Origin of the sequence: Streptomyces sp. NPDC049954, assembly GCF_040656295.1 — a bacterium.
In the GTDB taxonomy this organism is placed as follows: Bacteria; Actinomycetota; Actinomycetes; order Streptomycetales; family Streptomycetaceae; genus Streptomyces.
Map to the genome: position 1 here is coordinate 174,465 of NZ_JBFALS010000007.1, position 21,773 is coordinate 196,237.

Genomic DNA, 21,773 nt, shown 5'->3' on the forward strand with positions numbered 1-21,773 from the left:
GCATCGTATCCGGGCCCGGCCCGGTCGCCCCTCACTTCACCAGGAGACCTCACCGGCGTCGTCGAAGAAGCCGCCGGTCGGGCCGTCGTCGGGCAGGGTCGCGAGCTTCACGGCGATCGCCGCGCCCTGCTCGGGGGTGCGCACGCCACGGAAGCCGTTGAGGTCGGTCGCGACGAAACCGGGGCAGCCGAGGTTGATCAGGATGTTGGTGTCGCGCAGTTCCCGGACGTACTGGAGGGTGACGGCGTTCAGGAACGTCTTCGACGGCGCGTACGCGGCGGCCACCGGCCCCGTCGTCAGCGGACCGGAGGGCCCGGACTGGAGGGCGAGAGAGCCGACGCTGCTGGACATGTTCACGATCCGCGGCGAGGCCGAGCGGCGCAGCAGCGGCAGCATCGCGTTGGTGACGCGGATGACGCCGATCACGTTGGTCTCCACGACCGTCCGGATGGTGTCGGGATCGACCCGGGTCGGCTCCTGCGGCATGCCACCGGTGATACCGGCGTTGTTGACGAGCACGTCGAGCCGCCCGAAGCGCTCCTCGACCAGCCGCGCGGCGGCGGTCGCGCTCGCGTCGTCGGTCACGTCGAGCGGTACGCCGAACGCGTCGACCCCGGCCGCGCGCAGCCGCTCCACCGCGTCCTCGCGGCGCTTGTCGTCCCTGGCGCCGACGCCGACGCTCCAGCCGAGAGCCCCCAGGCCCACCGCGATCTCGTAGCCGATGCCCTTGTTCGCGCCGGTGACCAGCGCGATCGTTTGTTCACTCATGGTGGCCATGCTGTCCCCGGGTACGGCGGGAGTCCAACACCGATGGGGTTCCGATTGATACCGGGCGGGTATTGACGCGCAGTACCGTGGCCGTATGGAGACACGGGAACTGCGCTACTTCGTCGCCGTCGCCGAGGAACTGCACTTCGGGCGCGCCGCGCGGCGGCTCGGGATGGCGCAGCCGCCGCTGTCGCGGGCGATCCAGCGGCTCGAACGGCGGCTCGGGGCCGTGCTGCTGGACCGCACCAGCCGTACCGTCACGCTGACCGAGGCCGGCTCGGTGCTGCTGGCGGAGGGCCGGGCGGCGCTCGACGCGGTCGACGCCGCCGACCGCCGCACCCGCCGCGCCGCCGCGGCGACCGGCCGTCCCGGGCTGGTCCTGGCCGCGAAGGCGGGCGCGTCCAGCGAACTGCTGGCGAAGCTGCTCGACGCCTACGCCGCCGAGCCCGGCGCTGCCCCCGTCGACGTCACCCTGTGCGGACCGGCGCAGCAGGAACGGCTGCTGCGCGAGGGCCGGGCCGATGTGGCGCTGCTGCACCGGCCCTTCGACTCGACGGCCGGGTTCGACACCGAGGATCTCGGCACGGAGGGCCAGGTGGTGGTCCTGCCGGCCGGGCATCCGCTCACCGTCCGGGACCACGTACGGGTGGCCGAGGTCACCGCGCTGCCGGACCTGCCCCTGCCGCGCTGGCCGCACCCCGACGGCGGCTACCCGCCCGGCCCGGGACCGCAGGTCCGCGACCACGCGCAGTTGCTCCAGCTGATCGCGCTCGGCCGGGCCTGCGCGATCGCACCGGAGTCGATCCGCGCCCAGCTGCACGGTGACCTCGCCGCCGTACCCGTACCGGACGCACCGGCCGTCACCACCGTGATCGCCTGGCCGGCGCACAGCCGCTCCCGCGCCGTCGCCGACCTCGTCCGGACGGCGACCGGTCTCCAGCACGTCGGCCACGGAAGCGGCCGGGACGGATCACCGGGATAGGCAGACCAACGAGGGGGACAGATCAACGGGTGGACTGATCAACGGGGTGCCCAGGCGCAGGCATCCTGTGCATGGGCACCCGGCGTGAGCAGTACGACGACCCGAATCCTCCGAAACCCGCCTGCTCCGTCCGGAGCCATGGGCAGAATCGGCGGCATGGACAGCGAACCGAGCATCTTCTCCCCCGCCCCTCTCCGGCTGGAGGGACACGGGCTGGTGTTGAGAGAGTGGGACGACGGCGACATACCGGCCCTGGCCGGGCTGTACGAGGACCCCGAGATCGACCGGTGGACCCCGGTCCCCTCGCCGTTCGACGAGAGCGCCGCTCTCGCCTACCTCGCGGGAGCGCGCAAGGGCCGCGCCGAGGAGCGTGCGGTGCATCTGGCCGTCACGACCGACGGGTACACACCCCTGGGCGAGGTGCTGTTCTTCCCCGGCGACCCGGGCGACCCAGGTGGGTCCGGTGACCCCGGTGATTCCCGTGCTCCCGGCGCGTCGGGCGGCCGTGACGTCGAACTCGCCTACGGCATCGGGTCCCGGTACCGGCGCCGGGGGCTCGCCTCCCGGGCGGTCCAGCTCGTCGGGGAGCACCTCTACCGCCACCGCGCGACGGGGCGGGTGCTGCTGCGCATCGAGGCGGACAACGTGGCGAGCGCGGCGGTCGCGCGGTCCGCCGGTTTCCGGCTCACCGGGGAACAGCCGCTCGTACGCGCGGCCAAGGGGCGTGAGGTGGTGCTCCACACGTGGTGTCACCAGCGGGTCCCGGGCGCCGCGCCGTCATGAACGAACGGCCCGGACGAACGGCCCCGCGAAACCCCTTCCTCGGCGCCGCCGGCACCCGGCGACTGCGCGCGACCCTCTCCCGGAACCCCACGCTGGTCCGCGTCCTCGAAGGCGCCGCGACCCTCGGCCTGCCCGGCTGGTACCTCACTGCGGGCTGCCTCTTCCAGACCGTGTGGAACGTCGTCACCGGGCGTCCGCCCGAGGCCGGAATCCGCGACTACGACCTCTTCTACTTCGACGGCCGGGACCTGTCCTGGGAGGCCGAGGACCGCGTCATCCGCGCGGGCCGCGAGGCGTTCGCCGGGCTGGACGGCGCCGAGGTCGAGATCCGCAACGAGGCCCGCGTACACCTCTGGTACGAGGAGAAGTTCGGCGTGCCCTGCCCGCCGTACCGCTCCACCGAGGACGCCGTCGACTCCTTCGCCGCCACCGCCTGCTGCCTCGGCGTACGGCTCGACCCGCGCGAGGACACCTGGCAGGTGTACGCCCCGCACGGGCTGGCCGACGTCTACGGCATGGTGCTGCGGCCCAACCCCGTCCTCGCCCCACGTCACGTGTACGAGACGAAGGCGGCCCGATGGTCCCGGCACTGGCCGGAGTTGACGGTGGGGGAGTGGCCCGGCCCGTGAGCGGGCCCGCTCAGGACTGGACGAGGTTCGTGGGCATCGGGTCGTGGTTCTTGTAGGCGTTCACGTAGATCTTCATCCACTGGTAGTAGAGGTCGCCGTGGCCGTTGGACTGGTTCGGGTCCATGGGCTCGATGTCACGGCTGTACGGCTCGTCGTAGTTGTCCACGAAGCGCGTGTTCCCCGCCTCGTCCTCGAAGCGCTGCGCCATCCACTCGTTCCACCAGGTCAGCATCGTCACCCTCGGGCGCACGGCGAACGCCTGGCTCCACTGGTCCCGGAACGTCCGGCCGCCCTGCCGTCCGACCGCGTCGGGCGCCGTCATGTAACTGTGCTGGAGCGCCGTGCAGACCGCGATCTGCTCCGGTGCGCCGCCGGACGTCGCGACCTTCTGCGGGTAGTCCTGGAGGAAGCTCCACTCCTGCTCCGCGAGCCCGCCCTGAAGACCCCACATCTTGCGGAGGGTGAAGTGCGCGCGCAGCTCGTCGGGGAGCTGGTCGGTGGTCAGCAGCAGCGGCTTGCCCTGGTAGGTGACGAACAGGTCGTCGTAGGTCCCCGGGGCGTAGAAGGCGTTCCACGTCTCGCGGCCCGGCCCCGCGACGTCGGGGCTGGAGGCGGCCGTGCCGACCCAGGGGACGATGTACGGGGTCGCGCCACCGGAGGCCCTGATGTCGCGCCAGGTGTCGAGCAGCGCCCGCATCGGGCCGTAGTACAGGTCGTCGCTGCCCGCGTCGCGGGCGCCCTGGACGTTGGTGGCGTCCACCACGACGAAGTCGACGCGCGCGGAGCTGAGCTGACTCGCGTGGGTGCGCAGGACCGCCGGGTCGTCGGGCCGGTAGTACCCGGGCGCCGGGCGTCCCCAGTAGTGGAAGGCGTTGAGGGGCCCCCAGGCGGGTGGATTGCCCGTCGACCGGGCCGCGTTGAGTATCTCGGTGTTGTCGTACACGGTCTGGCCGTTGCCCACGGCGAGGTTGTGCCAGACGCTGTAGCAGATTCCCACCGCGTCCGGGGTGTCGTCCAGCACCAGGGGGCCCGCCGCCGCACGGGCCGGGGCGGCCGACGCCCGGCCCGCACCTACGGCCCAGGCCGCCGCCGCGCCCACGGCGGACCCGAGCACGGCCCGGCGTCCGGGGCCGGAGGAGGACGCGACCGGCCGGGGCGCGGAGGCGGCGCCCTCTCCGAAGGGGGAAGGGGGAGGAGTCACGAGCTCGTCCTTTCGTCTGAAGGGGGTGTACGAACCGTCCGAAGGGGAGGGGACGGCTTCAGGGGAACGACTGTGCGGGCGCGCGGGGGAGCGGCCGTACGGGACGGGTCACTTTTCGACCGTGAGCGCGAACAGGTGGATCTGCGGCGTGTCGGGGAGCGTGACGGAGACCGCCGTCCTGGCCGGGTCCAGGGGGAAGCGCTGCTGATGGATCGAGACCGCGAGTCCGTCCTCGCCGCCGGGCCCGTGGCGGTACGTCGTCCGGACGGCGGCGGTCTCGTTCGCGCCCGGCGGCTTGGCCCAGTCCGTCACCTCGACGGTCTCCCGGGAAGTGGAACCGTCCGCGTACGTCACGGTGATCGTCGCCTCCGACGCTCCGGTGGGGGAGTTGGCCGCCGAGGCCAGGATCCAGGCCGCCGCGTACTGGCCACCGGGCAGTTCGAGCGTCTGGCCGCGCGCCTGGAGATTGTCGTCCCGGCCGTCCTCGGCGCCGGGGAACGTGAAGCTGACACCGGCCGACGCGAACGCCCCCGGCGTGGGCAGCTGTTCGGCGGGGTAGCTGTAGCCGGCTCCGTCGAAGTCGCCCGCGCCCGGGTCGGCCGCCGTGGAGATCCCGTCGTTGTCGAAGGACGCGGAGATGTCGACCGGCACGGTGTCGAGCACGAGTGAGGAGACCGCCTCGGCCTCCGCGTGCCAGGTGTCGCCCGCGAGACGGGCCGTGAGACGGCAGGTGGGCGAACCGTCACCGGCCGCGGGAACCACCGTGAAGGAGACGGTCTGCTCCTCACCGGCCCGGGTCGGTTCGACGAGGGCGCGGGCCGGTTCGACCCGCCATCCCTCGGGGGTGGTCAGGGTGGCCGTCGCCCCGGGCAGCGTCCGCTCGACGGCGCGCACCGTGAGCGTCACCTTCGCCTGACGGCCCACGGACAGGGTTTCCGGGGTGTCCAGTCCCAGCTCCACCAGTGAGTAGGCACGGTAGGAGTGGCCCGCCCTCGCCCGGACGGTGAGTGTGTCGCCGTCCGGCCGTCCGGTCTCGGCGGCCCGACCGGTGGCGGTGTCGACCACCAGGTACCGGCCGGTGAACATCGGGCTGCGCAGGGCGATCGGCCCGTCCCGCTCGGTGGCGAGACGGAACTCCCGTGCCTGTCCGCAGGCCCAGTCGGCGCCGACGGTGACCCCGCCGCGCGCCCGCAGACCGTCGAAGCGGCCAGCGAGCCAGGCGGAGGGGAGGGCGGGAAGCAGCCGGACACTCCCCGGCCGGCTCTGCAACAGCATCTCCGTGACACCGGACACCGCACCGAAGTTGCCGTCGATCTGGAACGGCGGATGCAGATCGAACAGGTTGGGCGCGGTGTGCTCCGGGACCAGGAGACCGGCCAGGAGCTGGTAGGCGTGTTCGCCGTCGAGCATCCGTGCCCAGAGGTTGATCTTCCAGGCCAGCGACCACCCCGTGCCGTCGTCGCCGCGCAGGACGAGGGAGGTACGGGCCGCTTCCAGCAGCTCGGGGGTGCCCTCCGGGGTGATCTGGTCGCCGGGGAAGAGCGCGTACAGATGGGAGACGTGGCGGTTGTGCAGGTCCGCGGTGTCGTCCCAGTCCTTGAGCCACTCCTGCAACTGGCCGAGGTGGCCCACCTGCAACGGGGCCAGGCGGGCACGGGCGGCCAGGACGGCGGCCCGGAAGTCCGGGTCCACGTGGAGGACCTTCGCCGCCTCGGCGCAGGAGGTGAACAGATCACGCAGCAACTCGGTGTCGAGCGTGGGCCCGGCACAGACGTAACCGCCCCCTTCGGCGTGGTGGGCCACCTCCGGGGAGACGGAGGGGTTGGTGACGAGCCAGTTGTGGGACGGCTCCGGCACCAGGGTGTCGAGGAAGAACTGGGCCGCGCCCTTCATCACCGGGTAGTGGCGGCGCAGCGCCTCGGTGTCGCCGGTGAACTCGTAGTGGTCCCAGTAGCTCTTGCACAGCCAGGCCCCGCCGCCCGGCCACATCCCGGACAGCGAGAAGTCGACGGGCGCGGTACCGCGCCAGCCGTCGGTGTTGTGGTGACACACCCAGCCGCGCGCGTCGTACTGGGACCGCGCGGTGCGGGCACCGGTCACGGACAGATCGGAGATCAGGTCGAACAGGGGCTCGTAGCACTCGACGAGGTTCGCGGGTGCCGCCGCCCAGTAGTTCATCTCCAGGTTGATGTTGGTGGTGAACTTGGAGTCCCACGGTGGGCTCATCGAGTCGTTCCACAGCCCCTGCAGGTTGGCGGGCTGCCCCCCGCCGGGCCGGGAGGACGCGATGAGCAGGTACCTGCCGAACTGGTAGTGCAGCGCGACGAGGGCCGGGTCGTTCCCGTTCGCGAACCGGGCGATGCGCTGGTCGGTGGGCAGCTCCGGTACGTCCGAGGGGCCGAGGTCGAGGTCCACGCGGCGGAACAGCCGCTGGTGGTCGGCGACGTGTGCGCCGCGCAGCGCCTGGTAGGGCAGAGAGGCGGCGTGCGTGAGGTGCTTCGCGGCCTCGGCCACGGGATCGCCGTCCACGTCCCGGTAGCTGCGGTAGCTGGTCCCGACGGAGAGGAGCAGCGTGACCGTGGTGGCGTCCGTGACGACGATGCCCTCGTCGGAGCTGGTGACCTTCCCGTCGTCGGCGACCGCCCGCAGCAGGGCGCGGAACCGGACGCGGCCCTCGATGCCCTGCGCCGTGCCGCTCACACCGTCCAGCGCGAGGGAACGGTCGTCGGGGGCGGTGCTGGTGGAGCGCTGCGGGCTGTCGAAGGCCGCGGTGAAGCGCAGCGCGCCCGGCCGGTCCACCGTCAGCCGCACCGCGATCACCTGGCCGGGGGCGCTCGCGAAGACCTCCCGGGTGTGCCGGACCCCGTCGCGGACATAACGCGTCCGGACGGTCGCGGTGTCGAGGTCCAGCTCACGGCGGTAGTCGCGCACCTCACCCGGACCGGCGAAGGTGAGCGTCAGATCGCCCACCGGCTGATACGGGAGCTGGGCTGCGGGACGGCCGATGACGTGCTGGTCGATGAGTTCCTGCGCCCGCGACCACTCGTCGGCGAACACCAGGCGCCGGATCTCCGGGAGCGCGGCGAGCGCCTCGGGGTTGTCGTAGTCGTGCGGCTGACCGGCCCACACACTGTTCTCGTTGAGCTGGAGGCGCTCGACGTCCGTGCCGCCGAAGACCATGGCGCCGAGCCGCCCGTTACCGACCGGCAGGGCCTCCAGCCACTCCCGCGCCGGCTTGTCGTACCAGGCCACGAGGGGCTCCCGCGACGGGCTCTCGTCCCGCGACGGACCGCCCGCCGGGCTCGCGGCATGGGCGACACCACCCCCGGTGAGGCTCAGTGCGGCGGATCCGGCGGCCACCCCCGCCCCTGCCAGGAGAAGGTCTCGCCGACTCAACTGCGCCATGTCTCATTCCTGTCCGCGTCACCGCCTGCCCGGCTGGTCCCGCTGGAGATCGTCTGCGACCCGTCAACTGAAACGTTCAGACTGCGTTCAGGGGCGCAAAATGCCTCTGCACGCCTGAGATTGGCGGACTCGGCTCCCCCGAAAATGAAAGCATTCATCATCCTGGGAGCCGGTGCGGTGGGCGTCAATGGGCGAGACGGAACTTCCGTGGCGACGATGACGCCGCCGGGCCGGTCCGCTCGATCCAGGGTCCCGGAACGCGGCGGAGCCCGACTGTCGCGAGGACGCGGTCGTAGGGGGCGTGGTCCCGGTTCTCCCCGGCGCCGTCCCCGACGCTGAACTCCGGGTACAGGCCGGCGGCGTGGAGACGTTCGCGGGCGCCCCGGGACACCTCGGGGCCCACCTCGACGGTGGTCCCCTCGCCGCTGGTCCCCCTACCCCGCCACCCCCTCCCGCAGAGCCCGCACCAGGGTGGTGACGTGGGGCGGCATGGGGCGGCGGGTGAGGGTGGCGACGCCGATGTGGCGGGCCGGGGCCGGGGGGCTGACCGGGACGGTGTGCAGGCCCGGCAGTGTGGGGTGGAGGGCGATGGAGGGGATCAGGGAGACGCCCAGTCCGGCGGCGACGAGTGAGCGGGCGAAGAAGTAGTCGGTGGTGGTGCCGCGCACCTCGGGTTCGAAGCCCGCGCGTGCGGCGTACCGGCGCAGGTACGCCTCGGTCTTGAGGCAGCCAAGTACCCAGGGTTCGGAGGCCAGTTCGGTGATGTCGAGCGACGGGCGGCCGGCCAGCCGGTGTCCCTGCGGCAGGACGACGTGCAGGGGGTCCTCCTGGATCGCGGTCCACCGCAGGCCGGAGCCGGCGCCCGGGCCCACCGGCAGGGGGCCGTCGAAGTGGTAGGCGAGAGCCAGGTCGACGGCGCCCTGGCGGACCAGGGGCAGGGTGTCCTCCGGCTCCCCCTCCCTGACGTGCAGCAGGATGCCGGGGTGAGCCGCCATGAGCGGGGGAAGGGCGCCGGGCAGCAGGTGCCTGCCGCCGCTGGTGAAGGTGGCGACGGTGAGCTGGACCCGGCCCGTGCTGAGCTGGTCGACCTGCTGCTTCGCCTGTTCGAGTTCGGCGGCGACGGACTGGGCGGCCCCGACCATGATCCGCCCGGCCCGGGTGAGGGTGACCCCGCGCGTGCTGCGGGTCACGACCTGGGCGCCGAGACCGCGTTCCAGCGCCGCCACGTGCTGGGAGACGGCCGAGGGGGTGAGGCGCAGGGCCGCGGCCGCCCTGCTGAAGCTGCCGTGGTCCGCCACCGCCCGCAGGACCCGGAGCCGCTGCACATCTATCAACAGTTTTCCTTAATACGGGTTGAGCAGGACGGTACTTCTGCTGATGGCCGCGCGTCTCCAGGATGGGGACATGCAAAGAATCTGCGTCATCGGCGGAAGCCGATACTTCGGAAAGCTCCTGGTCGAGCGGTTGCGGGCGGCCGGTCACCAGCTCACCGTCGTCAACCGCGGCTCCACCCGGCCGCCCGCGGGCGTCGAGCACCTCGTGGCCGACCGCGAGGACGAGGCCGCGCTCGTCGCCGCCCTCGGCTCCCGCACCTTCGACGTGGTCGTCGACCAGGTCTGCTACTCCCCGGTGCAGGCCGCCATCGCCGCCCGCGCCTTCGGCGGCCGTACCCGGCGCTACGTCATGACGTCCACCATCGAGGTCTACCACCCCGCGACCGCCGCGCTGCCGCCCGTCCCGGCGGGCACCCCGGTGCCGGAGGAGACCGTGGACCCACGCGGCTGGCAGGTGGCCATGGACCTGCCGTGGCACGACGCGACCTACCTGGACGCGCACTACTCCGAGGGCAAGCGCCAGGCGGAGGCGGTCCTCACCCGGGACGGCGACTTCGCGTTCGCCTCCGTGCGCGTCGCCCACGTCCTGGGCGGCGGCGCGCTGGAGTTCACCGGGCGGCTCGCGCACTACGTCGAGCGCGTCGTCCGGGGCGAGGCGATCACCGTGCACGAGGAGGCGCGGCCCTCGGTGTTCATCCACTACGAGGAGATGGCGGACCTGCTGCTGTGGGCGAGCACCGCCACCGGCTTCACCGGTCCGCTCAACGCCTGCTCCGACGGCCTGTTCGACGTGCGCGAACTCGTGGCGGCCGTCGCCGAGCAGGCCGGCCGGGAGCCCGCCTATCGCACGGTGCCCGCAGGGGAGACGGCCTCGCCGTTCTCCTTCGACCGTCACTACGCCATGAGCAACGCCCGTGCGAAGCGGCTGGGTTACCCCTTCTCGCACACCCGCGACTGGCTGCCCGGCGCGATCGCCGAAGCGCTCAGCGCGTACGCCGCCCCGGTCGCGTCCGCCCCTCCCGCCGCCCCCACCGTCTCCGCCGCCGCCTCCGGGACCGTCGCCGGATGACCGGGCAAGGAGCCCCCACCGTCATGCGGTACCGCGCCCTCGCGGACACCGTCGTCGGCGCCGTCGGTCTGGGCGCCATGCCGCTGTCCATCGAGCACCGCCCGGACGAGGCCCGGGCCGTCGCCACCGTCCACGCCGCCCTCGACGCGGGCGTCACGCTCATCGACACCGCCGACAGCTACCACTGGCACGCCGGTGAGGCCGGCCACAACGAACTCCTGATCGCCCGCGCCCTCGCCCGCTACGGCGGCGACAGCTCCCGTGTGCTGATCGCCTCCAAGGGCGGCCGGGGCCGGCCCGGCGACGGCAGTTGGACCGTCGACGCCACCCCCGCCCACCTCAGGAGCGCCGCCGAAGCCTCCGCCAGGCGCCTCGGGGTCGAGGCCGTCGGCCTGTACCAACTGCACAAGCCGGACCCGGCCGTCCCCTGGGCGGAGTCCGTCGGCGCCCTGCGCGAGCTGCTCGACGCGGGCACGATCCGCTGGGCCGGCATCTCCAACGTGACCACCGGCCAGATCCGCCAGGCCCACGAGATCCTCGGCGACGGACTCGTCTCGGTGCAGAACCAGTACTCGCCCGCCGTCCGCGACAGCGAGCCCGAACTGCGGCTGTGCACGCGGCTCGGCCTGGCGTTCCTGCCCTGGAGCCCCCTCGGCGGCATCTCCCGCAGTTCCCTCGACGGCCCCTCCGCTCCGGCCTCCACGGGCACCGCCTTCCACCGCGTCGCGGCCGAACGCGGCGTGAGCCCGCAGCAAATCGCCCTGGCCTGGCTGCTCGCCCGCTCCCCGGCGGTGATCCCGCTGCCGGGGGCCAGCCGGCCGGCCTCCGTCCAGGACTCGGCGCGGGCGGCGGACCTCACGCTGAGCGCGCGGGAGCTGCACCGGCTGGAGGAGACGCTGCCGGGCTGAGCCGGGCCGCCCCGAGGGCGGCGCCACGGACAGGCCGCCCCGGCTCCGAGCGGCGGTTCAGGCCGAAGCCGCCCCCGCGAACCCGGCCGCCGCCTCCGCCGTCGTCACGGTGCCCGCCTCGCGGCCCGGGGCGGACTGGAAGCTCCAGTACAGGTTGGTGTGGGCGATGACCTCGGCCGGTTTCGGGGCTCCGTAGGCCGACAGGTCCTCGGTCGTGTGCGCGTCCTTCACCAGCAGCGTGTCGTAGCCGCGTACGAGTGCGCCGTGCAGCGTCGAGCGGACGCACGCGTCCGTCTGCGCGCCCGCGACGAGGAGGCGGCCGACGCCGGCCGTCGCGAGGACGGACCCCAGCCCGGTGTCCTCGAAGGAGTCGCCGTACGACTTCTGGACCAGCGGCTCGCGCTCCTCGCGCACCAGCTCCGGGACGTACTCCCACGCCTCCTCGCCCCGGACCAGCTCCTCGCTGTTGTGCTGGACCCAGACGACGGGCACGCCGGCCGCCCGCGCCCTGCCGACCAGCGTCGCGATGTTGGCGACCACGGCGTCGCGGTCGTGCGCCGTGTCCATCACCCCGTTCTGCACGTCCACGACGAGGAGGGCGGTGTTCGGTCGGCCGGCGAGCGTCGTCATCGGGTCTCCGTCAGTCGCGGCGCCGGGCGTGGCCCGGCTCGTGAGGGCGGGCCCAGCGGCCCGCGAGCGCAGCGATCGTACGGCCTGGGCATGCCGGAGGCGCGCCTTCCGGCAACCCGTTCGCGGAGCGTCGCGAGGGGAGGGGGAAGGCGCGCCTCCGGTGTCAGCTGTCGGCGTGCGGGCCGGCGGGGCCGTCCTGGCCCCGTCCGGCGCCCGGTCAGAGCAGCCGCACCGCGCCCGAGGCCGGGTAGCCCGAGAGGTCCTGGATGACGACGCCCTTGCCCGGGTTGGCCGCGTCCAGGTACTGCCCGCCGCCGATGTAGACGCCGACGTGGTACGCGGAGCCCGCGCCGCCCCAGTACAGGAGGTCGCCGGGCTGGACGGACGACAGGGACACCGGGGTGCCCGCCGTCGACTGCTCCTGCGAGGTGCGCGGCAGGTCGACGCCCACCGTGCGGAACGCGGCCTGCGTCAGGCCCGAGCAGTCCCACGAGTTCGGGCCGGTGCCGCCCATGACGTACGCGTCGCCGACGTGCGACTTGAGGAAGCTGATGACGCTGCCCACACTGCCGCTCGCCGGGGCGGCCGCCGTCTGCGACTGGCTCGTCGCGGTCGCGGAGGCGGAACCGGAGGAAGAGGACGAGGACGAGGACGGGGCGGACAGCGTCGTGCGCTGCGCCGAGCGCGAGGCGCGCGCCTTCTCCTCGGCGGCGGCCTTGCGAGCCGCCTCCTCCTCGGCCTTCTTCTTGGCCTCGGCCTTCTTCTTCGCGTCCGCCTGGTCGTGCTTGGCCTGCTTCACGGCCTTGGCGACGGCCGCGTCCTGCTCGGCCTGCAGCTCGTAGGTGGCCGCGGTCTGCTGGGTGGCGTCGGCCACGGCCGCCGCGACCGAGGACAGGTCGGCCGTGAGGGTGGGCATCTCGATGGTCTCGGTCACCGGTTCGGCGGCGTTCGCCGAACCAGCCGCACCGGCCACCGCGAGGGTGCTGAACACGCCACCGGCGACGCCGGCCCGCAGCGCCATCTTCGAGGCACTCCGGCGGGGCTTCCGGTGACTGGGTATGTGAGCGGTGTGGGGCATGAGGACAAGCGGTATCAGGGCCTCCACCCCCGCTTCAAGAAACGTGGGCTGCGCCACAGTTGGCCCCAAACGGTGCGAAACGGCCCCGTCTCATTCGCCCTTGACCGGCCATTGGGGCAAAAGGGGCGCGGGCCGGTGTGTGGTGATCATGGCCGTGATCATGCTCTTTCCGTGATTCGCCCGAATTGCCCCGCGCTTACCATTCGTTGGAGTGATTGGCCAAGCCTCGCTTTTACGGCCAGTCGGCCGGAGTGGCGGAGGTCACGGAACGGTCACCTTCACCCTCGCGTCCCGCGCGGGGCCCGCGTTTGCGGTCAGGCCCTTTTCGGGCGGACCCCTTCCCTGTCGCCTCGTCCTGTGTCTCGTCCGCCGGGTGGCACTTCCGGCCGCCGGTGGGTCGCTCGTGAACGCGTGCACGCGCTGCCCGGCTTGACGTTTCCCGCGCACTCCGTACGCGCGGGAACGCGGCCTTCCCGCCGGCTTCTCCGTGCCCGCCGAGTGCTATCGACTCTTGTCCCGCTTTGTCCCGCCGTTATCGGCGCCGGGGCCTATATCAAGCGATCGAGTCCAGCGCCAATTTGCTTGAGGCTACATCTTCTTGGTAATGGGCTTCCGGCTCCGACCTGCGGAAACCGGCCAGTTGATCACCACTGGTGATCATGCGGCTGCCGCTCGTGCGAACAGGCCCGCTCATCCGACTTCATGATCCATCGTCAGGTGGTGGAGATCACAAACTCAGGGCCGTACCCCGTGTCGCAGATCACAGGAGGGCGGGCATAGGATGCGGGGCAGCCAGGCTTGTGAACTGCCTCACATATGCGCGATCTTCGCGGGGCGGTGCACGGGCCGGACGTCCCCGGGCGGAAGTCCGGGGGGACCCGCGTATGCAGTCAGTGCCGACTGAGAGGAGCGAGGAGCGGTGAACGCTTATGCGCCCATCCTCGTACTGGGAGCCCTCGGGGCAGGCTTTGCGATCTTCTCCGTGGTCATGGCCACGCTTATCGGTCCAAAGCGGTACAACCGGGCGAAGCTCGAAGCCTACGAGTGCGGTATCGAACCCACTCCGACGCCGGCCGGCGGCGGGCGCTTCCCCATCAAGTACTACCTGACGGCGATGCTCTTCATCGTCTTCGACATCGAGATCGTCTTTCTCTACCCCTGGGCCGTGACCTTTGACGCCCTGGGTGTTTTCGGGCTCGTGGAGATGCTGCTCTTCGTGCTCACCGTCTTCGTCGCGTACGCGTACGTATGGCGGCGCGGCGGCCTGGAATGGGACTGAAACCCGCGAGGGACAGAAGGGTCTAGGGGCCACCAATGGGACTCGAAGAGAAACTGCCGAGCGGTTTTCTGCTGACCACCGTCGAACAGGCCGCGGGCTGGGTGCGCAAGTCGTCCATGTTCCCCGCGACGTTCGGCCTCGCCTGCTGCGCCATCGAGATGATGACGACCGGGGCCGGGCGCTACGACCTCGCCCGCTTCGGCATGGAGGTCTTCCGCGGCTCGCCGCGACAGGCCGACCTCATGATCGTGGCCGGGCGGGTCAGCCAGAAGATGGCGCCGGTACTGCGTCAGGTCTACGACCAGATGCCCAACCCCAAGTGGGTCATCTCCATGGGGGTGTGCGCCTCCTCGGGCGGGATGTTCAACAACTACGCGGTGGTGCAGGGCGTCGACCACGTCGTGCCCGTCGACATCTACCTGCCCGGCTGCCCGCCCCGGCCGGAGATGCTGATCGACTCGATCCTCAAGCTGCACCAGAAGATCCAGGGCGGAAAGCTCGGAGTCGACGCGCGGGAAGCGGCCCGTGAGGCGGAGGAGGCCGCGCTCAAGGCGCTGCCCCTCATCGAGATGAAGGGGCTGCTTCGGTGAGCGACGAGCGGCGAAACGACACTCCACCCCAAGACGGACCGGGTGGCCAGGACGGCCCGGGCCGCGACCGGCCCGCCGCGGCCCCGGGCGGCACCGGCGCGAGCGACCCGGCTCCGAAGGGCCCCGCCGGCTCCTTCGGCGGGCCGGACAGCCCGTCCGCCCGCAAGGCCGGGGACACCGCGCCCGGAGCGAGCCGGGACCGCGCCGAACTCGCCGGCGCGGAGCCCGGCGAGGGCGACGTGGACCGCGAAGCCGTCGACGGCGCGGGCCCCGAGAGCCCCGGCGCCGAGGGCCAGCTCCCCGCGCCGCGCGGGCAGTCCGACGAGGTGCTGGCCGTACGCAAGGGCATGTTCGGGGCGAGCGGCGGCGCCGACACGAGCGGCTACGGCGGACTCGTCCGTACCGTCCGGCTGCCCGGCGCCTCCTCGCGGCCCTACGGCGGCTGGTTCGACGAGGTCGCCGACGAACTCGAAGGAGCCCTGGAGGAACAGGGGCTGCTGCCCGGGAACGCGATCGAGAAGACGGTCGTGGACCGGGGCGAGCTGAGCTTCCACATCGCCCGCGAACACCTGCGGCGGGTCGCCCAGACCCTGCGGGACGACCCCGCGCTGCGCTTCGAGCTGTGCACCGGCGTCAGCGGGGTGCACTACCCGGGCGACAAGGGACGCGAGCTGCACGCCGTCTACCACCTGCGCTCGATCACCCACAACCGGCTGATCCGGCTGGAGGTGAGCGCCCCCGACAGCGATCCGCACGTGCCCTCGCTGGTCTCCGTCTACCCGACCAACGACTGGCACGAGCGCGAGACCTACGACTTCTTCGGCCTGGTCTTCGACGGCCACCCCGCCCTCACGCGGATCATGATGCCCGACGACTGGCAGGGCTTCCCGCAGCGCAAGGACTACCCGCTCGGCGGCATCCCCGTCGAGTACAAGGGCGCCCAGATCCCGGCTCCCGACCAGCGGAGGTCGTACACATGAGCACTCAGGCATCGGCCGCCCGCGACACCACCGAGGGCCGGGTCTACACCGTCACCGGAGGCGACTGGGACGAGGTCGTCCAGGCCGCCGCGCAGGCCGACGACGAGCGGATCATCGTCAACATGGGCCCGCAGCACCCCTCCACGCACGGGGTGCTCCGCCTGATCCTGGAGATCGACGGGGAGACGGTCACCGAGGCCCGCTGCGGCATCGGCTACCTGCACACCGGGATCGAGAAGAACCTCGAATTCCGCAACTGGACGCAGGGCACGACCTTCGTGACCCGCATGGACTACCTGACACCGTTCTTCAACGAGGCCGCCTACTGCCTCGGCGTGGAACGCCTGCTCGGCATCCAGGACCAGGTCCCCGACCGCGCCACCCTGATCCGGGTCCTCCTGATGGAGCTGAACCGCATCTCCTCCCACCTCGTGGCCATCGCCACCGGCGGCATGGAGCTGGGCTCGACCACCATCATGATCTACGGCTTCCGCGACCGGGAGCTGTGCCTGGACCTGTTCGAGCTGATCACCGGGCTGCGCATGAACCACGCGTTCATCCGCCCCGGCGGCCTCGCCCAGGACCTGCCGGCCGGGACCATCGACGCGCTGCGCGAGTTCGTGAAGACCATGAGCAGGAACCTGGTCGAGTACGACAAACTCGCCACCGGCAACCCGCTGTTCAAGGGCCGCATGCGCGACGTCGGCTACCTCGACCTGGCCGGCTGCATGGCGCTCGGCGCGACCGGGCCCGTGCTCCGCTCGGCCGGACTGCCGCACGACCTGCGCAAGTCCCAGCCGTACTGCGGTTACGAGACCTACGACTTCGAGGTCCCCACCGACGACAGCTGCGACTCCTACGGGCGCTTCCTCATCCGCATGGCCGAGATGCGGGAGTCGCTGCGCATCGTCGAGCAGTGCATCGAGCGGCTGCGCGAACCCGGGCCCGTCATGGTCGCCGACAAGAAGATCGCCTGGCCCGCCCAGCTCGCCCAGGGCCCCGACGGCATCGGCAACTCCCTCGACCACATCCGGCAGATCATGGGCACCTCGATGGAGTCCCTGATCCACCACTTCAAGCTGGTCACCGAGGGCTTCCGGGTCCCGCCCGGACAGGTCTACGAGGCGATCGAGTCGCCCAAGGGGGAACTCGGCGCGCACGTCGTCTCCGACGGCGGCACCCGCCCCTTCCGGGTCCACTTCAGGGACCCGTCCTTCACCAACCTTCAGGCCATGGCCGCGATGTGCGAGGGCGGCCAGGTCGCCGACGTCATCGTGGCCGTCGCCTCCATCGACCCCGTGATGGGAGGAGTCGACCGGTGACCGACGTCAGTCTGGGGATGCCGCAACTCCCCGCGCCCGACTACCCGAGCGAGGTCCGCGCCCGGCTGGAGGAGGACGCGCGCGCCGTCATCGCCCGCTACCCCGGCTCCCGCTCCGCGCTGCTCCCGCTGCTGCACCTCGTCCAGGCCGAGGAAGGCCACGTCACCCGCACCGGGATGGCCTTCTGCGCCGAGCTGCTCGGCCTGACCACCGCCGAGGTCAACGCGGTCGCGACCTTCTACACGATGTACCGGCGCGCCCCCGGCGGGGACTACCAGGTCGGCGTGTGCACCAACACGCTGTGCGCCGTCATGGGCGGCGACGCCATCTTCGACGAACTGCGCGAACACCTCGGCGTCGGCAACGGCGAGACCACCGAGGACGGCAAGGTCTCGCTGGAGCACATCGAGTGCAACGCGGCCTGCGACTTCGCGCCCGTCGTGATGGTGAACTGGGAGTTCTTCGACAACCAGACCCCCGAGTCCGCGAAACACCTCGTCGACGACCTGCGCGCGGGCCGCCCCGTCGAACCCACCCGGGGCGCCCCCCTGTGCACGTACCAGGAGACCGCCCGCATCCTCGCCGGCTTCCCCGACCAGCGCCCCGGCGCCGTCGAGGCGAGCGGCGGGGCCGGAGCGGCCTCCCTCGTCGGACTGCGCCTCGCGAAGGGCGAGTACACCCAGCCGCACGTCGTGCACCCGCGCGGCGAGGGCGGCACGGGCACCCCGGAGGACCGCGCACCGGCCGACACCCCCGCCGGCCAGCCGCCCGCCGGGCACCCCAGCTCGCACGACGCGCCGCAGGAGACCTCGGCGTCCGACCCCGCCAACCCGGCGGGACCCACCGCTGAGGAGGGGGAGTGATGACCGTGGCCGCCGAGAACTCGGGAGCCGCCCGCTACGGGGACGGGGACGGGGGCAAGACCCCCGAGGACGTCCTGACACCGGTGCTCTCCTCCTTCTGGGACCAGCCCGGTTCGTGGACGCTCGACACCTACCGCAGGCACGACGGCTACGAGGGACTGAAGAAGGCGCTCGCCATGGCGCCCGACGACCTCATCGCCTACGTCAAGGACGCCGGACTGCGCGGCCGTGGCGGCGCCGGATTCCCGACCGGGATGAAGTGGCAGTTCATCCCGCAGGGCGACGGCAAACCCCACTACCTCGTCGTCAACGCCGACGAGTCGGAGCCGGGGACCTGCAAGGACATCCCGCTGCTGTTCGCCAACCCGCACGCCCTCATCGAGGGCATCGTCATCGCCTGCTACGCGATCCGCTCCTCGCACGCCTTCATCTACCTGCGCGGCGAGGTCGTCCCCGTCCTGCGCAGGCTGCACGAGGCGGTACGCGAGGCGTACGCGGCCGGCTACCTCGGCGAGGACATCCTCGGCAGCGGCACCGACCTCGAACTCACCGTGCACGCGGGCGCCGGCGCCTACATCTGCGGGGAGGAGACCGCGCTGCTCGACTCCCTCGAAGGGCGGCGCGGACAGCCCCGGCTGCGGCCGCCCTTCCCCGCGGTCGCCGGTCTCTACGCCTGCCCCACCGTCGTCAACAACGTCGAGTCCATCGCCTCGGTGCCCGCTATCCTGCACCGCGGCAAGGAGTGGTTCCGCTCGATGGGCAGCGAGAAGTCCCCGGGCTTCACGCTCTACTCGCTCAGCGGGCACGTCACCAGCCCCGGCCAGTACGAGGCCCCGCTCGGCATCACCCTGCGCCAGCTGCTCGACATGAGCGGCGGGATGCGCGCCGGGCACCGCCTCAAGTTCTGGACCCCGGGCGGCTCCTCGACCCCCATGTTCACCGAGGAACACCTCGACGTGCCCCTCGACTACGAAGGCGTCGGCGCCGCCGGTTCGATGCTCGGCACCAAGGCGCTCCAGTGCTTCGACGAGACCACCTGCGTCGTACGCGCCGTCACCCGGTGGACCGAGTTCTACGCCCACGAGTCCTGCGGCAAGTGCACGCCCTGCCGCGAAGGCACCTACTGGCTCGTCCAGTTGCTGCGCGACATCGAGGCCGGCAAGGGCCAACTCTCCGACCTCGACAAGCTGAACGACATCGCCGACAACATCAACGGCAAGTCCTTCTGCGCCCTCGGTGACGGCGCCGCCTCCCCGATCTTCTCCTCCCTCAAGTACTTCCGCGAGGAGTACGAGGAGCACATCACCGGCAAGGGCTGCCCCTTCGACCCCGCCAAGTCCACGCTCTGGGCGGACAAGCACGTGGAGGTGACCGCATGACCGTGACCACCGGCGCCCCCACCGGGGGCGGCGCGGCGGCCGTGCCGCCCAAGGAGGACCTGGTCGCGCTGACCATCGACGGCGCCGGGATCTCCGTCCCCAAGGGGACGTTGGTGATCCGCGCCGCCGAACTCCTCGGCATCGAGATCCCCCGCTTCTGCGACCACCCGCTGCTCGACCCGGCCGGCGCCTGCCGCCAGTGCATCGTGGAGGTCGAGGGCCAGCGCAAGCCGATGGCCTCGTGCACCATCACCTGCACCGAGGGGATGGTCGTCAGGACGCAGCTCACCTCCCCGGTCGCCACCAAGGCCCAGCACGGCGTGATGGAGCTGCTGCTCATCAACCACCCGCTGGACTGCCCGGTGTGCGACAAGGGCGGCGAGTGCCCGCTCCAGAACCAGGCGATGTCCCACGGGCAGTCCGACTCCCGCTTCGAGGGCAAGAAGCGCACCTTCGAGAAGCCGGTACCGATCTCGACGCAGGTCCTGCTGGACCGGGAACGCTGCGTGCTGTGCGCGCGCTGCACCCGCTTCTCCAACCAGATCGCCGGCGACCCGATGATCGAGCTGATCGAACGCGGCGCGCTCCAGCAGGTCGGCACCGGCGACGGCGACCCCTTCGAGTCGTACTTCTCCGGGAACACCATCCAGATCTGCCCGGTCGGGGCGCTCACCTCGGCCGCGTACCGCTTCCGGTCCCGGCCCTTCGACCTGACCTCCTCGCCCAGCGTGTGCGAGCACTGCGCGGGCGGCTGCGCGACGCGCACCGACCACCGGCGCGGGAAGGTCATGCGGCGCCTGGCCGCCAACGACCCCGAGGTCAACGAGGAGTGGATCTGCGACAAGGGCCGCTTCGGCTTCCGCTACGCCCAGCAGACCGACCGCCTCACCAGCCCGCTGGTGCGCGACAAGGAGAGCGGTGAACTGCGCCTCGCCGCCTGGCCCGAGGCGCTGGAGGCCGCCGCCGCCGGACTCGCCGCCGCGCGCGGCCGGGCCGGGGTACTCACCGGGGGCCGGCTGACCGTCGAGGACGCCTACGCGTACAGCAAGTTCGCGCGGGTCGCCCTCGCCACCAACGACATCGACTTCCGGGCCCGTGCGCACAGCGGTGAGGAGGCCGACTTCCTCGCCGCGCACGTCGCCGGACGCGGACGCGACCTCGACGGAAGCGGCGTCACGTACACCGCGCTGGAGCAGGCGCCCGCCGTCCTGCTCGCCGGGATCGAGGCCGAGGAGGAGGCGCCCGGCGTCTTCCTGCGGCTGCGCAAGGCATGGCGGGGGCACGGGCAGCGCACCTTCTCCCTCGCCACGCACGCCACCCGGGGACTGACGAAGGCGGGCGGCACCCTGCTGCCCGCCGCGCCCGGCACCGAACCCGAGTGGCTGGACGCGCTCGCGGGCGGCGTCGGACTGGAGGAACCGGGCCGCGAGGCGCTTCAGGCGCTGCGCGCCGAGGGCTCCGTGATCGTCCTCGGGGAACGCCTCGCCGGGGTGCCGGGCGCGCTGAGCGCCGCCGTGCGCGCCGCCGCCGCGACCGGCGCGCGGCTCGTGTGGATTCCGCGCCGGGCCGGGGAACGCGGGGCGATCGAGGCCGGGGCGCTGCCCACGCTGCTGCCCGGCGGCCGGTCCGCGACCGACCCGGGTGCCCGCTCCGAGGTCGCCGCCGCCTGGGGCCTGGCCGAACTGCCCACCCGGCACGGCCGCGACACCGGGCAGATCCTCGCCGCCGCCGCCGAAGGGGAACTCGGCGCGCTGCTCGTCGCGGGCGTCGAACTCGCCGACCTGCCCGAACCCGGCCGGGCCCGGCGGGCCCTCGCCGAGGCCGGGTTCGTCGTGAGCCTGGAGCAGCGGCCCAGCGAGGTCACCGCGCTCGCCGACGTCGTCCTGCCGGTCGCGGCGGTCGCCGAGAAGGCCGGGACCTTCCTCAACTGGGAGGGCAGGGCGCGCATGTTCGAGGCCGCGCTCAAGCCCGACCAGATGACCCGCCGGCTCCCGCCCGGCGACCTGCGCGTCCTGCACATGCTCGCGGACGCCATGGACGCCCACCTCGGACTGCCCGACCTGCGCGCCGCCCGCCGCGAACTCGACGCGCTCGGCGGCCGGGAACGGCGTACGGACACGGACACGGCGCGGGTCACGGCCCCGCCGCGCACCGTGCCCGAGCCCCGGCCCGCCGCCGGGGAGGCGGTACTCGCCGGGCACCGGCTGCTGCTGGACCAGGGGCGGCTCCAGGACGGCGACGAGGCGCTGGCCGGGACCCGGCACGCCGCCGTCGCCCGGCTGTCCGCCGCGACCGCCGCCGAGGCGGGCGTACGCGACGGGGAGGTCCTGGAGGTCGGCGGCCCCGGAGGCACCACCGCGCTGCCGCTCCAGATCACCGCCGCCATGCCCGACCGGGTCGTGTGGCTGCCGCTGAACTCCACGGGCGGCGGCGTCGCCTCCGACACCGGGGCGCGGCCCGGCGGGCTCGTCCGCATCGGACCCGCCGCCACCACCGTCGCCGCCAGGGAAGCGGGGGTGGAGGCATGAGCAGCGCCCCCGCCGCGGGGCCCACGCCCCGGCGGCGAAGCCGAG

18 protein-coding genes are annotated in these 21,773 nt (G+C 72.4%); 12 read left to right on the plus strand and 6 right to left on the minus strand.

What is annotated here, in order from left to right:
- Positions 1-36: 36 nt before the first annotated feature.
- Positions 37-768 (minus strand): SDR family NAD(P)-dependent oxidoreductase, encoded by a 732-nt coding sequence (locus tag AB0J21_RS17725; protein ID WP_363146910.1) that lies wholly within the window; start codon positions 766-768, stop codon positions 37-39.
- A 94-nt stretch (positions 769-862) separates the two neighbouring features.
- On the opposite strand from AB0J21_RS17725, the gene AB0J21_RS17730 reads away from it, so the two are divergent.
- From AB0J21_RS17730 to AB0J21_RS17740, 3 genes are all read left to right on the plus strand, one after another.
- Positions 863-1,750 (plus strand): LysR family transcriptional regulator, encoded by an 888-nt coding sequence (locus tag AB0J21_RS17730; protein ID WP_363146911.1) that lies wholly within the window; start codon positions 863-865, stop codon positions 1,748-1,750.
- Positions 1,751-1,906: 156 nt separating this feature from the next.
- Entirely contained in the window at positions 1,907-2,533 is a 627-nt protein-coding gene (locus tag AB0J21_RS17735) for a GNAT family N-acetyltransferase (protein ID WP_363146912.1), read from the plus strand.
- Positions 2,530-3,162, plus strand: coding sequence for a nucleotidyltransferase family protein (locus AB0J21_RS17740; protein WP_363146913.1), 633 nt, complete (start codon positions 2,530-2,532; stop codon positions 3,160-3,162). The genes AB0J21_RS17735 and AB0J21_RS17740 overlap by 4 nt, the downstream gene beginning before the upstream one ends.
- 10 nt (positions 3,163-3,172) lie before the next feature.
- On the opposite strand, the gene AB0J21_RS17745 is transcribed toward AB0J21_RS17740, so the two are convergent.
- From AB0J21_RS17745 to AB0J21_RS17755, 3 genes are all read right to left on the minus strand, one after another.
- Positions 3,173-4,363 (minus strand): hypothetical protein, encoded by a 1,191-nt coding sequence (locus tag AB0J21_RS17745; RefSeq protein WP_363146914.1) that lies wholly within the window; start codon positions 4,361-4,363, stop codon positions 3,173-3,175.
- Between the two features lie 108 nt (positions 4,364-4,471).
- Positions 4,472-7,768, minus strand: a complete 3,297-nt coding sequence (locus AB0J21_RS17750) for a glycoside hydrolase N-terminal domain-containing protein (protein ID WP_363146915.1) — start codon at positions 7,766-7,768, stop codon at positions 4,472-4,474.
- Positions 7,769-8,202: 434 nt separating this feature from the next.
- On the minus strand, positions 8,203-9,102 hold the full coding sequence (locus AB0J21_RS17755; RefSeq protein ID WP_363146916.1) for a LysR family transcriptional regulator: 900 nt from the start codon (positions 9,100-9,102) through the stop codon (positions 8,203-8,205).
- A 70-nt stretch (positions 9,103-9,172) separates the two neighbouring features.
- Here AB0J21_RS17755 and AB0J21_RS17760 point away from each other — a divergent pair, with 70 nt between their 5' ends.
- Together AB0J21_RS17760 and AB0J21_RS17765 are read left to right on the plus strand one after the other, a co-directional pair.
- On the plus strand, positions 9,173-10,171 hold the full coding sequence (locus AB0J21_RS17760) for an NAD-dependent epimerase/dehydratase family protein (protein ID WP_363146917.1): 999 nt from the start codon (positions 9,173-9,175) through the stop codon (positions 10,169-10,171).
- A 23-nt stretch (positions 10,172-10,194) separates the two neighbouring features.
- On the plus strand, positions 10,195-11,079 hold the full coding sequence (locus tag AB0J21_RS17765; RefSeq protein ID WP_363147219.1) for an aldo/keto reductase: 885 nt from the start codon (positions 10,195-10,197) through the stop codon (positions 11,077-11,079).
- Between the two features lie 57 nt (positions 11,080-11,136).
- Here AB0J21_RS17765 and AB0J21_RS17770 read toward each other — a convergent pair whose 3' ends face one another.
- Both AB0J21_RS17770 and AB0J21_RS17775 read right to left on the minus strand, forming a co-directional pair.
- A complete protein-coding gene (locus tag AB0J21_RS17770; RefSeq protein WP_363146918.1) occupies positions 11,137-11,709 on the minus strand; it encodes a cysteine hydrolase family protein in 573 nt (190 codons plus the stop codon).
- 217 nt (positions 11,710-11,926) lie between these two features.
- Positions 11,927-12,787, minus strand: a complete 861-nt coding sequence (locus AB0J21_RS17775) for a C40 family peptidase (protein ID WP_363146919.1) — start codon at positions 12,785-12,787, stop codon at positions 11,927-11,929.
- 919 nt (positions 12,788-13,706) lie between these two features.
- Here AB0J21_RS17775 and AB0J21_RS17780 point away from each other — a divergent pair.
- From AB0J21_RS17780 to AB0J21_RS17810, 7 genes are all read left to right on the plus strand, one after another.
- The gene (locus AB0J21_RS17780; RefSeq protein ID WP_007383963.1) at positions 13,707-14,066 is read left to right on the plus strand and encodes an NADH-quinone oxidoreductase subunit A; all 360 of its coding nucleotides are present in this window, start codon (positions 13,707-13,709) and stop codon (positions 14,064-14,066) included.
- A gap of 35 nt (positions 14,067-14,101) precedes the next feature.
- The gene (locus tag AB0J21_RS17785; protein WP_363146920.1) at positions 14,102-14,656 is read left to right on the plus strand and encodes an NADH-quinone oxidoreductase subunit B family protein; all 555 of its coding nucleotides are present in this window, start codon (positions 14,102-14,104) and stop codon (positions 14,654-14,656) included.
- Between the two features lie 239 nt (positions 14,657-14,895).
- Positions 14,896-15,636 carry an NADH-quinone oxidoreductase subunit C gene (locus AB0J21_RS17790; protein ID WP_363147220.1) on the plus strand — a complete coding sequence of 247 codons (741 nt, stop codon included), beginning with the start codon at positions 14,896-14,898 and terminating at the stop codon, positions 15,634-15,636.
- Entirely contained in the window at positions 15,633-16,958 is a 1,326-nt protein-coding gene (locus AB0J21_RS17795) for an NADH-quinone oxidoreductase subunit D (RefSeq protein WP_363146921.1), read from the plus strand. The genes AB0J21_RS17790 and AB0J21_RS17795 overlap by 4 nt, the downstream gene beginning before the upstream one ends.
- Positions 16,959-16,975: 17 nt before the next feature.
- On the plus strand, positions 16,976-17,821 hold the full coding sequence (gene nuoE, locus AB0J21_RS17800; RefSeq protein WP_363147221.1) for an NADH-quinone oxidoreductase subunit NuoE: 846 nt from the start codon (positions 16,976-16,978) through the stop codon (positions 17,819-17,821).
- Complete coding sequence (gene nuoF, locus AB0J21_RS17805) at positions 17,821-19,200, plus strand: NADH-quinone oxidoreductase subunit NuoF (RefSeq protein ID WP_363146922.1); 1,380 nt, start codon at positions 17,821-17,823, stop codon at positions 19,198-19,200. The genes nuoE and nuoF overlap by 1 nt, the downstream gene beginning before the upstream one ends.
- Positions 19,197-21,728, plus strand: a complete 2,532-nt coding sequence (locus tag AB0J21_RS17810) for an NADH-quinone oxidoreductase subunit G (protein WP_363146923.1) — start codon at positions 19,197-19,199, stop codon at positions 21,726-21,728. Before nuoF ends, AB0J21_RS17810 begins: the two co-directional genes overlap by 4 nt.
- Positions 21,729-21,773: the final 45 nt, after the last annotated feature.

Bases quoted from the DNA above. Each gene is read 5' to 3' on its own strand.
- AB0J21_RS17740 (WP_363146913.1), top strand. From the start codon at position 2,530: ATGAACGAACGGCCCGGACGAACGGCCCCGCGAAACCCCTTCCTCGGC.
- AB0J21_RS17730 (WP_363146911.1), top strand. From the start codon at position 863: ATGGAGACACGGGAACTGCGCTACTTCGTCGCCGTCGCCGAGGAACTG.
- nuoE (WP_363147221.1), top strand. From the start codon at position 16,976: ATGCCGCAACTCCCCGCGCCCGACTACCCGAGCGAGGTCCGCGCCCGG.
- AB0J21_RS17750 (WP_363146915.1), bottom strand. From the start codon at position 7,768: ATGGCGCAGTTGAGTCGGCGAGACCTTCTCCTGGCAGGGGCGGGGGTG.
- AB0J21_RS17760 (WP_363146917.1), top strand. From the start codon at position 9,173: ATGCAAAGAATCTGCGTCATCGGCGGAAGCCGATACTTCGGAAAGCTC.
- AB0J21_RS17770 (WP_363146918.1), bottom strand. From the start codon at position 11,709: ATGACGACGCTCGCCGGCCGACCGAACACCGCCCTCCTCGTCGTGGAC.
- AB0J21_RS17795 (WP_363146921.1), top strand. From the start codon at position 15,633: ATGAGCACTCAGGCATCGGCCGCCCGCGACACCACCGAGGGCCGGGTC.
- nuoF (WP_363146922.1), top strand. From the start codon at position 17,821: ATGACCGTGGCCGCCGAGAACTCGGGAGCCGCCCGCTACGGGGACGGG.
- AB0J21_RS17775 (WP_363146919.1), bottom strand. From the start codon at position 12,787: ATGCCCCACACCGCTCACATACCCAGTCACCGGAAGCCCCGCCGGAGT.
- AB0J21_RS17785 (WP_363146920.1), top strand. From the start codon at position 14,102: ATGGGACTCGAAGAGAAACTGCCGAGCGGTTTTCTGCTGACCACCGTC.
- AB0J21_RS17810 (WP_363146923.1), top strand. From the start codon at position 19,197: ATGACCGTGACCACCGGCGCCCCCACCGGGGGCGGCGCGGCGGCCGTG.
- AB0J21_RS17735 (WP_363146912.1), top strand. From the start codon at position 1,907: ATGGACAGCGAACCGAGCATCTTCTCCCCCGCCCCTCTCCGGCTGGAG.
- AB0J21_RS17725 (WP_363146910.1), bottom strand. From the start codon at position 768: ATGAGTGAACAAACGATCGCGCTGGTCACCGGCGCGAACAAGGGCATC.
- AB0J21_RS17765 (WP_363147219.1), top strand. From the start codon at position 10,195: ATGCGGTACCGCGCCCTCGCGGACACCGTCGTCGGCGCCGTCGGTCTG.